This is a genomic window from Pseudoalteromonas sp. TP27 (genome assembly GCF_056470645.1).
Window position 1 is genome coordinate 403,629 of record NZ_JARDAK010000002.1, and the last position, 13,845, is coordinate 417,473.

A 13,845-nucleotide genomic window follows, 5' to 3' on the forward strand; every position below is an offset into this window, starting at 1 on the left:
ATCCATTTAAAAATTAATTGTTCATTTATAACTTAAACTAATAACACATCTTATGTAAAAATTATCAATATAAAATAAAAACAATCTCTTGAAAGCTAATTAACCTTATACGAGCTTCTCGTATAAGGTTAATTAGCTTATTGATTTCCAGAAGAAGGTTGTGGCGGCTTAACTTTTGGCATTGGAGTAGATGTGCTAGATGGTGGTAATTGTTTGTTCGTTTGGCTTGGCTGATACGGCTGATGTTGATTATTTTCTTTTGAGTTAGACATTAATATCCTTAATTAAAATAAGTTGATTTCAAATATGCATCTGCATCTCTTTCAGCTAATGACAAAGAACTTGTATCTTTTGGAAGAGTTAGTCCACCTAAAAATTTATTTTCAGATGCCAATGAGTCTTCTTTAAGCTCAGACCATTTCGTATGTATTTGCTCTTCTGTCCACTTACCTTCAGCGACAAAATACCAATCACGTTCAGCCCTAAGAGCTATTAAAGATAGTGTATCCCCCAACTTGTTCAAGGCCATAAGTCTTTTTTTATAAGGTAATAGTGGCTTTATAGCTGTCACAACTTGAGATATTGCTATAATCAAAGCCCAAATGAACTGATATTCTTTCCACAAAGCCCAAGCTGCAATGCTTGAAGAAGAAGTCACCGCCAAAAACATATTTATATATTGATCATTTTTACTTTGCTTAACAGCATAATGCTGTACGTAATAAACATGTACTTTTAATTCTTTTAATTGGTTCCAGTATTTCTGTTGGTACATAGCTTCTACTTATCGTTAATATTAACCTATCAGGCCACATTTGCCCTATTCATTCCACATTTCTCTATTAATGCTTAGACTCTAAATTATCATTAAGATACATCTCATCTTGATCAGATGGTTCAATAATCCTAGTCTGGAGTGTTGAATCTAAGTAAAGTTCATCCCTGTCTGATGGTTCTAACGTTTTCGTAATAGTAGTATCATCAATGAGGAAGATAGAATCATTGTCAGTTGGTTCTGTAGTATTTGTTTGTAATGTCCAATCTAAATGAAGCTCATCTTGATCTTGATTTTCAACTGTAAATGTTAATACTGTTGAGCCATCATCTTTAAGCTTTGATTTAGTAATTAAGCGAAGCTCTTCACTGTAGTTCATGATGTATGGTTTCATCATTTTCCTTAATTTTTACTAGTAATATATTTTTGTCAAACAAATCATTATTTACTTCAACTACTGAGTACCTATTAGATAACTCTAATGCTTTAATAATGAACTTTATTGAGTTCTTTCCAACTTGGTTTGACTTTGAGAGGATGAATAAAACATCACTATTTGAGTTGATTTTTTTAGACAAATGTAATAGCTCTATAGCTGAAAACTTACCCTGTTTATCAAAAATTGTGAATTCATTTAAGTTTTCTTTTCCATCATTTTGTATTAAATCAAAGTCTGAACTAAATGGTAAATATGTTACAAGTAAGAGCAGTAAAAAGCTGACAGAAACGCTTCTAAAAAATTGCTTTTCTATATTTTTAACTAGTGTTGCAGAAGCTAACTGCTCATCTTGAGCGCTCTGCCAATCAAGGTAAACTCCCTTTACAAATAAGAGCCAGCTCGGTTTAGTTTTAAACTCACCAAACTTACTCTTATGAGCACCTTTTACTTTAAGATACTTACGCAATAAAATTAATAGACTTGATAAAGATAAAGTTGAAAGAAGCAACAGTGACCACAACAACCAACTTAGTGGATGTGCTGAAAACTTCAAGCATGATTGAAACAAAAAAGCTATAAAACCAGTATAAACAAGTGCTATTGCTATGTAGTTATTTACTTTATTATTTAGGATATTGATACTAGCCTGACACTGATCATGCTTGTGTTTTAAAAACTCCAATCTGAGCTCATTATTTCCATTATCGTCGGGTAGTTGATCTAAAGAATTGACTAATTCGCTCAACTCAGATTTTGTTTTTTTTGGTTGAATTTCATGAATCTCTAGAAGTTCAAATAAGCTAAACTTTGTTGAAGGGCTATAGGTAGCGAAATACCAGTATGAATCACCTAACGGTATTGCAATAAGTGAAAACCTTAAATCATTAATTTGACTAATTGAATCAAAATCTTCATCTCTTGATAGATGAAGTACGGGCAAAAAGTTTAGAATATTACAAATAAATAAGCCTAACTTTTGCCATATCGTTCTCTTACTAATCTCCACTCAAATCTCCTGAATTCCCTGCGAGAAAATCAATAATAGCACCTGAAATATTTAAACCTGTTTCAAACTCTAACCATGCCCACTGACCATTGGCATTCATTTCCAAAAAGAACCAAAGATCATCTTTGATAATAAAATCAAAACAACCAAACTTCATACCGCAAAGCCTCATAAACTCAAAACACTGCTGCTTAATCTGATCTGGGATTTGATAAATAGAATATTTAACTTTATTGTTTGGCTTGCGCCAATCAACGTTATTCACAGAGCTTATTTTTACAGAAAAAACTAATTCATTTACTACAGTAACCCTCACCTCAAAGTCTTTATCGATGTAATCTTGCAGGTATACCGGTGAATAATGAAATAAATCTGTCTTTATAGATGGATCAATCATATTTGTTTGTACATACTCTTTGACTGATCCAGAGCTGACTTCACCTACAGCTATAGGTTTTATAACACCTTTTCGGCTTGTAAATTGATCTAGAGCTGTACTTGAATTAGTGATTGAAAGCGTGGGAGTAACAAAGCCTACTTTACTGATCAATGATGCTTGGTATACCTTATTATTAGCCTTACGCATAATTGATGGTTTTGAAAGGACAAGTCCACTAAAGCTCTCAGCTATTCCTTCAATGAAACTGTAAGTTTCCTTATGCATGTAACCATGGTATTTATTTTCAAAAATACCATGCAAATTTTCCATTGATGGTTTTCTAAAATATATAGAATGACAGGATGAACTAGTTATATTTTCTGTCGAATTCCTAATCTCAAATCCTTGCTGAGTAAATGTAATCTGATATTCAGAAAATCGATCTACATCAAGACGAAAAAATTTAAAATTTCTATATTTATCTACAAGATAATTACATGTTTTATCATAACTACTTGTTATTATAAGAATTTTACTTTCCGTCACCCTTCTCTCCCAAGAACTTATTTAGAAAAATTTCTCTTATGCATCTTTATATTGCTTATCCCAAACATGTTTAAGGGAGTCATTGCAATCAGGACAAATTGTTCCAAAGAGTTTATTGTTTATTAAATATTTAGAGTAATGACCACAGTATTCAGCTGTATGAGCTTTTAACTCTTCCTGCCACTCTCTTAATTTCGTTAACTCACTCTCAACAGTATTAACTTGAGCAGTTAATTGAAGTAAAAATTCTTTATGCTGGGTAAGCCGCTCTATATATAAATCGAAACCACTTAGAAATTCATCAATCAAGTCCCTATCATCTGAATCGAATATCCCTGCCTCTATAGAATCTCTCTCTTTTGAAAATGACAGAAAGTCGGTCAATTCTTGATACTGTAGGGAAGTATCAAAGAATTTAACCTTACTTGAATACTCCCCTAACTTCATTTTAATCATACTCTTAGATTCACTTGGACAGCATATAACTTCGATATCATCGTAATTAAATCGAAAGCCAATGTCATCGACATATCGCCACTCTCTTTCCCAAGAAAAGCCTTGTCTTTGTGACTTTTCCCCTAAGGGGTGAACAAAAGGAGCAAGCAAATCAATAAATTCCCTAGAGCTAACGGAAAGGCTCTCTGAACTTTTAATTTGAAGCAGCTTGCCTAAGGTTGTATTATCTAAATAGGCAGTTGGCCTTACTCCTTCTTCTACCATAAATGCCTTTTTGAACCCTATGCCATAAACCATGTTCTCAGAACTTCTTCTTTTAGAAATCTCAATAAATGCACCGATTGCGTGAACTGGTGTTTCAGTGAAACAGGCAATCTTATGATTGAAACTAGACTTTTTAGCTCCCTGAGGCACTAAAGCATTTATGAGGCCTTCTGATTCATGCCTCCCTGAATTTAAAATGCTATTAAAGCTTTTTTCACTTGTCATATGTATCAAGTAATCAGACATATCAGGCTTAACTATTTGATCAATTTCAAAAGTTTTCATCAATCCTCCATGACTTATTTTTCTAGTTAGAGGAAATCAGTATAGCTAAATACAACTTGCAACACAGCTGATATTAGAGTTATCAGCATAAACTAAAACTTAATATTCAAGATAAGCTATTCACCTGCTATGATAAAAAGTAGCACAGAGGTAGCACAGGGTATTTTCTGTTAGTAGGTATTTACTTGGAAAGCGTGTAAAAGTGGTGGCCCCTCCCAGACTCGAACTGGGGACCTAACGATTATGAGTCGTGTGCTCTAACCAACTGAGCTAAGGGGCCAACTTTATATAACTGCTAGGCAGCTAATTTTTGAAGCGTTCAGTCACAGAGCGACTAAAGCGGGTTGCAGTATAAAAACTTTTTAGGTGCTTGTCACTACCAAACACCTTTATTTTAACAATCAGTAAGCTAACTGCTTAAATAGTAATCTTTTATGCGGATATAAACATAAAATGTAAGATATTTTCTATGATATTCACTGCATTAAATTATAAAAACCTTCCTCCCACATCAGTCTTTTATATTTAACGCTCTACTTTTTAAGTAAAGCTAACATATATGTATAGGCATACAAGGCTATAAAAAATATGCTTGGGGCTACTGTAAGTGCCAAATTAGGTGTCTGATTAATTACATTCACCAGAATTACTAAGCTCGATTGAACAATAATCGGAATTATAGGCGCAAAAAGCACTCCAGCTATTTTTTTGTTGTTTAAATATGAGGCGCTGGAGTTAATTGCATTATTAAAGCTTTGTCGTATTGCTACGTTTTGTGGTGTTTTAGAATGAAACATACAAATAATAGGAGTTACAAACGCAAGCGTTACATAACTTGACTTATACTTGTTGACGACCTTTTCTAAAATAAAAAACGAATGACACAACACCTGACATTATAAGTCGGATATTCAATTAACTACCTCAATATGTGTAAAAACTTGGTTTAGAAGTGATGGTAATATTGTCACTAAATAATAGAGTAATTAATCACGTATTGTAGATATATAAACAAACTAATGTTGAATATTTCCTAAATGGCATCAAACCAAAACCAGAGCGCTACAGCTAGTTGGAAAGCTTGTTAGTAAACAATGGGTGTAGTTGAGGGAATGTTGGGAGTGAGTTACAAGAAATAAATCACCTAGTTTAAGTAAATTAAAAATTAGATTTTGATAAAAAATATTTACTTTAAAAACTGATATTGTGAGCCGATCAGTACTGAAGTATTAAGCTAAACCTCTGTAGTCGGCTTACACAATATATAATCTTGTCATTATTTTTTCGCAATAATGTAGATTGCATGTATTAACCCTGGGAAATAACCTAGCAGTGTTAATAAAATATTTAACCAAAAATGCATACCTAAGCCAACTTGCAAAAATACACCCACTGGCGGTAATAAAACCGAAAATATTATACGGATAATATCCATGACTAAACTCCATTTAAATTAAGCATTAGAAAGGGGTAAAGCCCAGCTTTACTGGGCCTTAACTATAACTGTGTTATTCAGCAACAATAGATAACTTATCAACTACGTCACGAACATCTTCAGCATTTTTAGCAATTTTAACTGCTAGCTGCTTTTCAGCTTCAGACTCTACTGAGCCATTAAGAGTCACTATACCGTTATCGGTATCAACATCGATGTCTGTACCACCAACTTCTGAATCAAACAGGAAGCGAGTTGTAATTACAGTGGTGATTTTAGCGTCCGTTAGGTCGTTATCATCATCGTCCATCATGTCTTTGTTTCTATCTTTTGTGTCCATGCTTTTAACAACGGTAAGGCTGTTTTCAACATCAGATACGCCATCTAGGCTAAGTACAAGTTCTTCTGCTAGCTCTTTATCAAGCTCGCTATTAACTTTACCTGTAAGTACTACCTTGCCATTTTTTACATCAGTGTTAATGTCAAAGTTGTTTAGATTAGTGTTCATAAGAAGAACTGTTTCTGCCTTACCATCAATCCAAGCATCTTTACTTTCGTTTTCCCAGCTGTTTGCTTGGGCACCCATAGCCGTAGTACCAAGAACTAAAGCTGCGATAATAGATTTGTTAAATGTTTTCATAATCTTTCTCCTTTTGATTAAAGACACTTTAACTTATGCGAGCTTTAGGCCAAGTTTACTTATCCTTGAAATTCAATAGCTTGGGTGGTTTTTATGATAAAGCTTTAACTATAGCTGTGTAACTATTTACAGGCTACTCGGTAAAACTTTCTCAAATAGTGAAAATAGCTAGATAATTGCTCTTTTGGTTAATCTATCGTTAATATAACAAAGAAAAAAACACCATTAAAAAATAACCAATTGATAATTAAAGTAATTATATTTGGTACGCGGTTTGCAATTAAACATTAAGATAAGTATCAATAGTAAATATAATAAGGAATATCTCATGTCTGTAAAAGTTGAAGACCGTCCAATAGAGCAAGTACGCGAACAGGTGATTGATCAATTAATTTATAATTACAGTCATGGGGTTATTTCAGTTGATGCATTTGAGAGACGTTTAGATGACGCGATGGATGCATCTAACAACGAAGCTCTTTTAGCCTTAGTAGAGGATTTAACACTTAATACAGACCAGCAATATAAAGCAGAAAAACAGTCGCAATTTTCTCCACACTATAGTGCACAACAAAACAGTGATGATGACTTTACACTACGCAGTATTTTAGGCTCTAACGAGCGCAGCGGGCAGTGGGTCGTGCCAAAAAACATTTACCTCAGTAATTTTATGGGATCGGTGGTGCTAGATTTTACCGATGCCATTTTTGCGCATCAAAATGTAACTATTCACGTTAACTGTATTTTTGGTAGCGATGAAATATATGTACCAGAGCATGTAAACGTAGTGTCCAAAATGTTTTGTATATTAAGCAGCCTTGAAAATAAATCGGTATCACTTAACAAGCGCCAAGGCCCGACTATTCATATTGAAGGAAAGGCAGTAATGGGCTCTGTCGAAATAAAAATAAAACGGACTATTAAAGAAAAGTTTATGAGTTTTGCTAATGAGCTAAAAACACAATTGGGCGCTGGAAATAATCGTTCATAAAGCTTACTTAAGCACCGCTCTTTGCGGTGCTTAACCTGTTATAAATCGTTATTTCGCTCGCTTGGTATATCACTTAAATACTCTACAAATTCCACCTCAAACCCGGCGGGATCAATAAAGTAAACATTTTTTCTAAACGGGTTCTCACTACCTTGCTTACTTATCCCAAAACCCGCTTTATTTAAGCGTATCACTACCTCATTTAAGTTATTAGTCACATAAGCAAAGTGTGCAAAACCAACTTGATGGCCCGATAGGTTTCTGTTTTCACCTTCACCATGGTCGCTTATCGCAATGTAATGCGTGTCATCTCCAAAGTGTACCCAGCGTCTTGGTTTTCCGTGCCAATCGCCTCTACCCTCACTTCTGACTGACCAATGCGGAAATACAGCTTGGTAAAATGTAAGCATACTATCTATATCACTCGCGACTAAGTTTACGTGCTCTAAATACATAATGTTGTCCTATCAATTAAGTTAGGAGCACGATAAAACCTCAAGCTAACTTTAGGTAAAGAGTTATTTAAAATTAATTCGATTTAATTAGGGCCTATTGACTTAATTATTATCTTGAAAAAATATATACACTTTTCAATCTTGTATAAAAAACAAACATAAGTATTTAGGGTTTATTGTTTACTTTATGTCAAAAGTCGCTAAAATACGCCGGCTGAAATATATAAACGTTCTTTTACAACCCAAAGGTAATACCATGCATCCAATGTTAAACATTGCGGTTCGCGCTGCGCGCAACGCAGGCAAAATTTTACTTCGCGCAAGTGAAGATTTATCAAAAGTTGAAGTGCAACAAAAAGGCGCTAACGACTTAGTAACTAACATTGATAAAGAAGCCGAAGCCGTAATTCGTGACACTATTTTACAGTCTTACCCTACTCACTCTATTGTTGGTGAAGAATTAGGTGAGCATAAAGGCAAGGATGATGATTACCAATGGATTGTAGATCCTATCGATGGAACAACTAACTTCATCAAAGGCATCCCTCATTACGCGGTTTCTATCGCACTTAAAGTTAAAGGTCGTTTAGACCAAGCTGTTATTTATGATCCAATTCGTGGTGAGCTTTTCACTGCTTCTCGCGGTCAAGGCACTCAATTAAACAGCAAACGTCTACGTGTTAGCAAAACTACGGTTCTTGCGGGCACTGTACTTGCTACAGGTTTCCCTTTCAAAAATAAAAACCACATGGATGCATACACTGAAGCGTTTAAAGCATTGTTTGTACACACTGCAGACATTCGTCGTGCAGGTTGTTCTGCTTTAGATATGGCATACGTTGCAGCTGGTCGTGTTGATGGATTTTTTGAAATTGGTTTAAAACCTTGGAACTCTGCAGCAGGCGAACTTATGGTTAAAGAAGCTGGCGGTATGGTTGTAGATTTCGCTGGTGGCAATAACTATAACCACAGCGGCAATATCATCTGTGGTTCACCAAAACTGACTCAAGCAATTATTCGCGAAATTCGTCCAGTATTAACTGAGTCGTTACTTCGCTAATAAATAGCATGATGAAAAAAGGAGCCTAGGCTCCTTTTTTGTGCCTAAAATAAACCTTTAAAACTAATAATCTTTATCTATACCAACCGCACTAAATTAATAACCTATTACAGCGCTAATATAATCCCCCACAAATAAGTACGTTGGTACAAAGTACTTTAGATCGCCAGTTATGCTATCTGTATAGCTCCTTAAGCACTTTAACAGTAAGGCATAAGCACAAAGCTAAATTAGTTATTATTAGGCAATACTGGCAGCCACAATGGATTTTCCTAACGATAAATAACATTATTGAATTAGGTTTACTCGGGCATGTTGATCTTTGTGGATTGAAATTTGTTCAATCTAGGGGCGATTAAATCGCGGCGCGAGGTTTGTAACCTAGTGGGCTAAGTAAAAACCGAGCAAAGCTTCCGCGTCCTGCTCACGCCCCTTACCGACATCCCTGTAGGCAACAAAGAGTTAATCGTCCCTAGAAAGAACCCAAAGGGCAGCGCATGTTTGGTATTTATGCTGCGTTATCGCCTATTCATGGGGAATAACCACACTACATAGGCTCCGCCTTGCCTAAAAACCAAATATACTGCTGCAAATTCACCCACCAAAGATCAACACGCCCTAAGTTACAGATATAAAAAAACCGCTCATAAGAGCGGTTTTTATTAAGTACAAATCCAATTACGGCATAGCGTCTTGGTCTGCACCTTCTTTTTCTATTACTTCTGGTATTAAATCTTCTTTGCTTACGCCCATTGCTATGGCAACAGAGCTGGCAACATAAATAGAAGAATAAGTACCAATAAACACACCAAATAGTAATGCAGTTGCAAAACCATGAATGGTTTGTCCGCCCCATGCAAACAAAGCAATCAATACTAAAATAGTCGTGATTGAAGTTACAAGTGTACGGTTAAGTGTTTGCGTAAGTGAAATATCGATTATTTCGATAGTGTCGTCAATGCGTACCTTACGGAAGTTTTCACGAATACGGTCAGATACAACAATAGTATCGTTAAGTGAGTAACCTATTACCGCAAGAATTGCCGCTAATATTGTTAAATCAAACTCCAAACCTAATACCGAAAACAAGCCCACAGTAATAATAACGTCGTGTAGTAGTGCACCTACCGCACCCACAGCAAAGCGCCATTCAAAACGAAATGCAACGTAGATTAAGATACAAATAAGTGCAGTTAACATGGCAAGGCCACCCTGCTCTTTTAAGTCTTCACCTACACTTGGGCCTACAAACTCAATACGGCGCATTACTACGCTGTCGTCTGCTTTTTTAAGCGCATCAATTACTTGGTTACCAATCACTTCAGCTTTAACATCACTACCACGTGGTGCTAAACGAACTAAAATCTCTTGGCTAGAACCAAATAGTTGTACCGATGCATCAGCAAAACCATTATCAGCTAGCGCAGCACGTACTTTTTTAAGGTCTGCTGGCTGTGAAAAACCAACTTCTACCGCAGTACCGCCGGTAAAATCTAAACCAAAATTTAGACCTTTGACAAAAACTGATGCAAACGACGCTAAAATTAATAACGTCGAAAAACCCATAGCCACTTTACGAAGAGACATGAAACGAAGGGTTCTACTACCCAAACTTAAAATTTGCATGTCAGCTCCTTAAATCGAAAGTTTATCAATACGTTTACCACCAACGAACAAGTTGATTACCGCACGGGTACCAACAATGGCTGTAAACATTGAAGTTAAAATACCAATCGCAAGTGTTACTGCAAAGCCAGCTATTGGGCCGGTACCTACTGCAAACAGTATAATGGCAGCAATTAGCGTAGTGATGTTGGCATCAAATATGGTGCTAAATGCGCTATCGTAACCAAAGTGAATGGCTTGTTGAGGGCTGCGGCCGTCGGCCAGCTCTTCACGGATACGCTCAAAAATAAGTACGTTAGCATCAACCGCCATACCTACCGTTAATACAATACCGGCAATACCTGGCAGAGTAAGTGTAGCGCCTGGAATTAAAGACATAACACCTACAATTAGTACTAAGTTAGCCGCAAGCGCAAGGTTTGCAACCATACCAAAGCCTTTGTAGTACACAAGCATGAACACAAGTACAAACGCAAAACCAAGTGCAACCGCAGTCATACCCGCTTCAATGTTTTCTTGGCCTAAGCTTGGACCTACTGTGCGCTCTTCAACAATTTGAATTGGCGCTACTAGCGCACCTGCACGAAGAAGTAAGCTTAAATTATGTGCTTCAGCTGGGTTGTCGATGCCTGTAATACGGAACGAGCGATCAAGACGTGCTTGAATCGTTGCTACGTTAATTACTTCTTCTACCTTAATAGGTGGAAGCGCTTTACCGTCTGCATCTTTTTTACCTGATGGCTTGTACTCAATAAATACCGTTGCCATACGTTTGCCAATAGCACGTTTGGTAAAGGCATTCATTTTTGCCCCACCTTTGCTATCAAGCGTAATACTTACTTGCGGGCGTTGGTATTCATCTGCACCAGATTGCGCGCCAGTAATATGGCTGCCTTCTAGGATGATGCGTTTTTTAAGTACAACAGGGTAACCGTCGCGGCTCATGATCATTTCAGTACCCGCTGGGATACGACCTTGAGCAGCAGCACTTGCATCAGCATTTTCGTCTACTTCACGAAATTCAAGCGTTGCTGTAGCGCCTAAAATCTCTTTAGCGCGTGCTGTGTCTTGAATACCTGGTAGTTGAACAATAATACGCTCAGCGCCTTGGCGTTGTACGTTAGGTTCTGCAACACCAATTTGGTTGATACGGTTACGAATAATCGTTTCATTTTGCTTGATAGCGTAGTCACGAATTTCTTTGAGTTTTTGCTCACTCATTGTCGCAAAAAATGCTTTATCGTTACTGCTGTCGTCAATATAGACATTCAGCGGATAGCGAGTTTCTAAGAAGCTCTCTGCTGCGTCTTTATCTGCTTCGGTACGCATTTCTACACGCATACGATCGGAGCCTGCTACACGGCGAACACTACGATAACGTAGTTTTTCTTCGCGTAAATCGCTTCTGAAATCTTGTTCCATTTGCTCAAGCTGATTATCAACCGCTGTTGCCATGTCGATTTCCATGGTGAAATGTACGCCACCACTTAAATCAAGACCTAGCTTCATAGGATCACCACCAACCGCTTTTAACCAAGCTGGTTGAGCAGGTGCCATATTAATAGCAGAAATATAATCATCGCTCAGCGAATCACGCAGTAAGTCATGCGCTTTAAGCTGTTCTTCAACATTTTTTAAACGAACTAAAATTTGCCCATCTTCAAGTATTGTCGATTTAGCGGTTACATTATTTTTTTCAAGGATTGCGTTTACTTTGTCTACAACACTGAGATCGACATCAGCGCCTTTAGCACCTGAAACTTGTATAGCCGGATCGCGACCATACAAGTTTGGAGAGGCATATAAAAGGCCAATGGCTACCACAGCTAAAACAAGTAAATACTTCCAAACTGGAAACTTGTTTAACACGGGGTCGTCCTTATTATTTTTATAGCGACTTCATTGTGCCTTTTGGCAATACTGCAGATACTGCAGATTTTTGTACTGTTACTTCTGCTTGCTCGTTTAAAGAGATAACGATGAAATCTTTCTCTTCAGAAATCTTCACAATTTTACCCACTAAACCGCCTTGGGTAAGTACTTCATCGCCTTTAGCCATCATACTCATTAAGCTTTTGTGCTCTTTAACGCGCTTAGCTTGCGGGCGGTAGATTAAAAAGTAAAAAACCAAACCGAAAATAGCTAACATTATTAGCATTTCCCAGCCACCGCTTGCTGCTGGTTGGCCGGCTGCTGCGTGTGCATTTGAAATAAATAAACTCATGATACTTCCTCTTTAATTTTAAAGTTTAATTTTTTATATCTGCTAGCTCTGGCACATCTTGGCCTCGGCGAGCATAAAAATCTTGTACAAATTCTTCTAATTTACCTTCGCTAATTGCATTACGTAAACCTTCCATAACACGTTGATAGTAACGTAAGTTATGAATTGTGTTTAGTCGCGCACCTAAAATTTCGTTACATTTATCAAGGTGATGCAAGTAAGCGCGTGAATAGTTTTTACACGTATGGCAATCACACTCAGGGTCAAGTGGCCCTGTGTCTGTTTTATGTACTGCGTTACGTATTTTAACGACACCGGTGGTAATAAATAAATGGCCGTTACGCGCATTACGTGTTGGCATAACACAGTCAAACATATCAATACCACGGCGAACCGACTCAACTAAATCCTCTGGCTTGCCTACACCCATAAGGTAACGTGGTTTATCTTCTGGCATTTTAAACGCACAATGATCAAGAATATTCATCATTTCATTTTTAGGCTCGCCTACTGATAGGCCACCTAGTGCATAACCATCAAAGCCAATTTCTTCTAAACCTGCTTGTGATTGTGCACGTAATTCTGGGTACATACCACCTTGAATAATACCAAACAAAGCAGATGGATTGTCGCCATGCCCTTCTTTTGAGCGTTTAGCCCAACGAAGAGATAGCTCCATAGAATCTTTAGCTTCTTTTTCAGTTGCAGGGTATGGCGTACACTCGTCAAAAATCATAACGATGTCTGAGCCTAAGTCGCGTTGTACTTCCATCGACTTTTCAGGCGACATCATAATTTCATCACCATTTACCGGAGATTGAAATAATACGCCTTCTTCAGTGATTTTACGCATTGCGCCTAAGCTAAATACTTGGAAACCGCCTGAGTCAGTTAAAATTGGGAAATCCCAATTCATAAAGTCATGTAAATCACCATGTTGCTTAATGATTTCAGTACCTGGACGAAGCATTAAATGAAAGGTATTACCTAAACATATTTGCGCACCAGTGGCTTTTACTTCATCTGGCGTCATACCTTTTACAGTACCGTAAGTACCAACAGGCATAAATGCAGGTGTTTCTATTACACCACGGTCAAAAATCAAGCGGCCGCGGCGCGCTTTTCCGTCAGTACAATCTAATTCAAATTTCATATCATCCTCAATGTCAGAAAAACAGTCCAACAAGCTATAATTTAACCGCCTGATTCTACCCTTTTTGCCTCATTAATACTATTAGCTGCGATAAATTCAGTTTTGCTTATT

At 37.0% G+C, this 13,845-nt stretch carries 15 protein-coding genes and 1 tRNA gene; 2 read left to right on the forward strand and 14 right to left on the reverse strand.

The genetic code is table 11. From position 1 onward, the window contains the following. Positions 1-137: 137 nt before the first annotated feature. The 9 genes from PX700_RS04145 to PX700_RS04185 all read right to left on the reverse strand — a co-directional run bounded on the left by PX700_RS04145 (position 138) and on the right by PX700_RS04185 (position 6,225). Complete coding sequence (locus PX700_RS04145; RefSeq protein WP_259401975.1) at positions 138-272, reverse strand: hypothetical protein; 135 nt, start codon at positions 270-272, stop codon at positions 138-140. Between the two features lie 8 nt (positions 273-280). After that, positions 281-775 carry a hypothetical protein gene (locus tag PX700_RS04150; RefSeq protein ID WP_182820085.1) on the reverse strand — a complete coding sequence of 165 codons (495 nt, stop codon included), beginning with the start codon at positions 773-775 and terminating at the stop codon, positions 281-283. A 67-nt stretch (positions 776-842) separates the two neighbouring features. After that, entirely contained in the window at positions 843-1,169 is a 327-nt protein-coding gene (locus tag PX700_RS04155; RefSeq protein WP_479519943.1) for a hypothetical protein, read from the reverse strand. Next, positions 1,141-2,220 (reverse strand): hypothetical protein, encoded by a 1,080-nt coding sequence (locus PX700_RS04160; protein WP_479519944.1) that lies wholly within the window; start codon positions 2,218-2,220, stop codon positions 1,141-1,143. The genes PX700_RS04155 and PX700_RS04160 overlap by 29 nt, the downstream gene beginning before the upstream one ends. Continuing rightward, positions 2,210-3,145: an MvdC/MvdD family ATP grasp protein gene (locus tag PX700_RS04165; RefSeq protein ID WP_479519945.1), complete on the reverse strand. Its 936-nt coding sequence runs from the start codon at positions 3,143-3,145 to the stop codon at positions 2,210-2,212. The genes PX700_RS04160 and PX700_RS04165 overlap by 11 nt, the downstream gene beginning before the upstream one ends. Before the next feature lie 36 nt (positions 3,146-3,181). Further along, positions 3,182-4,150 carry a hypothetical protein gene (locus PX700_RS04170; RefSeq protein ID WP_479519946.1) on the reverse strand — a complete coding sequence of 323 codons (969 nt, stop codon included), beginning with the start codon at positions 4,148-4,150 and terminating at the stop codon, positions 3,182-3,184. Between the two features lie 203 nt (positions 4,151-4,353). Next, positions 4,354-4,430 (reverse strand) — tRNA-Ile (locus PX700_RS04175). 996 nt (positions 4,431-5,426) lie between these two features. Next, on the reverse strand, positions 5,427-5,585 hold the full coding sequence (locus tag PX700_RS04180) for a YqaE/Pmp3 family membrane protein (RefSeq protein WP_166421653.1): 159 nt from the start codon (positions 5,583-5,585) through the stop codon (positions 5,427-5,429). A 73-nt stretch (positions 5,586-5,658) separates the two neighbouring features. Then, positions 5,659-6,225: a BON domain-containing protein gene (locus PX700_RS04185; RefSeq protein ID WP_479519947.1), complete on the reverse strand. Its 567-nt coding sequence runs from the start codon at positions 6,223-6,225 to the stop codon at positions 5,659-5,661. A gap of 328 nt (positions 6,226-6,553) precedes the next feature. Between PX700_RS04185 and PX700_RS04190 the strand changes: the two genes are divergently transcribed. Continuing rightward, positions 6,554-7,216 carry a LiaF domain-containing protein gene (locus tag PX700_RS04190; protein WP_166421655.1) on the forward strand — a complete coding sequence of 221 codons (663 nt, stop codon included), beginning with the start codon at positions 6,554-6,556 and terminating at the stop codon, positions 7,214-7,216. Positions 7,217-7,254: 38 nt separating this feature from the next. Here PX700_RS04190 and PX700_RS04195 read toward each other — a convergent pair whose 3' ends face one another. After that, the gene (locus PX700_RS04195; protein ID WP_479519948.1) at positions 7,255-7,671 is read right to left on the reverse strand and encodes a VOC family protein; all 417 of its coding nucleotides are present in this window, start codon (positions 7,669-7,671) and stop codon (positions 7,255-7,257) included. Positions 7,672-7,927: 256 nt separating this feature from the next. On the opposite strand from PX700_RS04195, the gene suhB reads away from it, so the two are divergent. After that, on the forward strand, positions 7,928-8,731 hold the full coding sequence (gene suhB, locus PX700_RS04200) for an inositol-1-monophosphatase (RefSeq protein WP_002957826.1): 804 nt from the start codon (positions 7,928-7,930) through the stop codon (positions 8,729-8,731). 678 nt (positions 8,732-9,409) lie between these two features. On the opposite strand, the gene secF is transcribed toward suhB, so the two are convergent. The 4 genes from secF to tgt are packed head-to-tail and all read right to left on the reverse strand — an operon-like array spanning position 9,410 to position 13,734. Then, positions 9,410-10,357, reverse strand: coding sequence for a protein translocase subunit SecF (secF, locus tag PX700_RS04205; protein WP_479519949.1), 948 nt, complete (start codon positions 10,355-10,357; stop codon positions 9,410-9,412). A gap of 9 nt (positions 10,358-10,366) precedes the next feature. Further along, positions 10,367-12,226 carry a protein translocase subunit SecD gene (gene secD / locus PX700_RS04210; protein ID WP_479519950.1) on the reverse strand — a complete coding sequence of 620 codons (1,860 nt, stop codon included), beginning with the start codon at positions 12,224-12,226 and terminating at the stop codon, positions 10,367-10,369. Positions 12,227-12,245: 19 nt separating this feature from the next. Then, positions 12,246-12,581, reverse strand: coding sequence for a preprotein translocase subunit YajC (gene yajC / locus PX700_RS04215; RefSeq protein ID WP_007586472.1), 336 nt, complete (start codon positions 12,579-12,581; stop codon positions 12,246-12,248). Positions 12,582-12,606: 25 nt separating this feature from the next. Beyond that, on the reverse strand, positions 12,607-13,734 hold the full coding sequence (gene tgt, locus PX700_RS04220; protein WP_002957831.1) for a tRNA guanosine(34) transglycosylase Tgt: 1,128 nt from the start codon (positions 13,732-13,734) through the stop codon (positions 12,607-12,609). Positions 13,735-13,845 lie beyond the last annotated feature (111 nt).

Excerpts from the sequence above, each read along its gene's own strand:
- tgt (WP_002957831.1), bottom strand. The coding sequence starts at position 13,734 with ATGAAATTTGAATTAGATTGTACTGACGGAAAAGCGCGCCGCGGCCGC.
- PX700_RS04170 (WP_479519946.1), bottom strand. The coding sequence starts at position 4,150 with ATGAAAACTTTTGAAATTGATCAAATAGTTAAGCCTGATATGTCTGAT.
- yajC (WP_007586472.1), bottom strand. The coding sequence starts at position 12,581 with ATGAGTTTATTTATTTCAAATGCACACGCAGCAGCCGGCCAACCAGCA.
- PX700_RS04185 (WP_479519947.1), bottom strand. The coding sequence starts at position 6,225 with ATGAAAACATTTAACAAATCTATTATCGCAGCTTTAGTTCTTGGTACT.
- PX700_RS04195 (WP_479519948.1), bottom strand. The coding sequence starts at position 7,671 with ATGTATTTAGAGCACGTAAACTTAGTCGCGAGTGATATAGATAGTATG.
- PX700_RS04190 (WP_166421655.1), top strand. The coding sequence starts at position 6,554 with ATGTCTGTAAAAGTTGAAGACCGTCCAATAGAGCAAGTACGCGAACAG.
- PX700_RS04150 (WP_182820085.1), bottom strand. The coding sequence starts at position 775 with ATGTACCAACAGAAATACTGGAACCAATTAAAAGAATTAAAAGTACAT.
- PX700_RS04180 (WP_166421653.1), bottom strand. The coding sequence starts at position 5,585 with ATGGATATTATCCGTATAATATTTTCGGTTTTATTACCGCCAGTGGGT.
- PX700_RS04145 (WP_259401975.1), bottom strand. The coding sequence starts at position 272 with ATGTCTAACTCAAAAGAAAATAATCAACATCAGCCGTATCAGCCAAGC.
- secF (WP_479519949.1), bottom strand. The coding sequence starts at position 10,357 with ATGCAAATTTTAAGTTTGGGTAGTAGAACCCTTCGTTTCATGTCTCTT.
- suhB (WP_002957826.1), top strand. The coding sequence starts at position 7,928 with ATGCATCCAATGTTAAACATTGCGGTTCGCGCTGCGCGCAACGCAGGC.
- PX700_RS04155 (WP_479519943.1), bottom strand. The coding sequence starts at position 1,169 with ATGAAACCATACATCATGAACTACAGTGAAGAGCTTCGCTTAATTACT.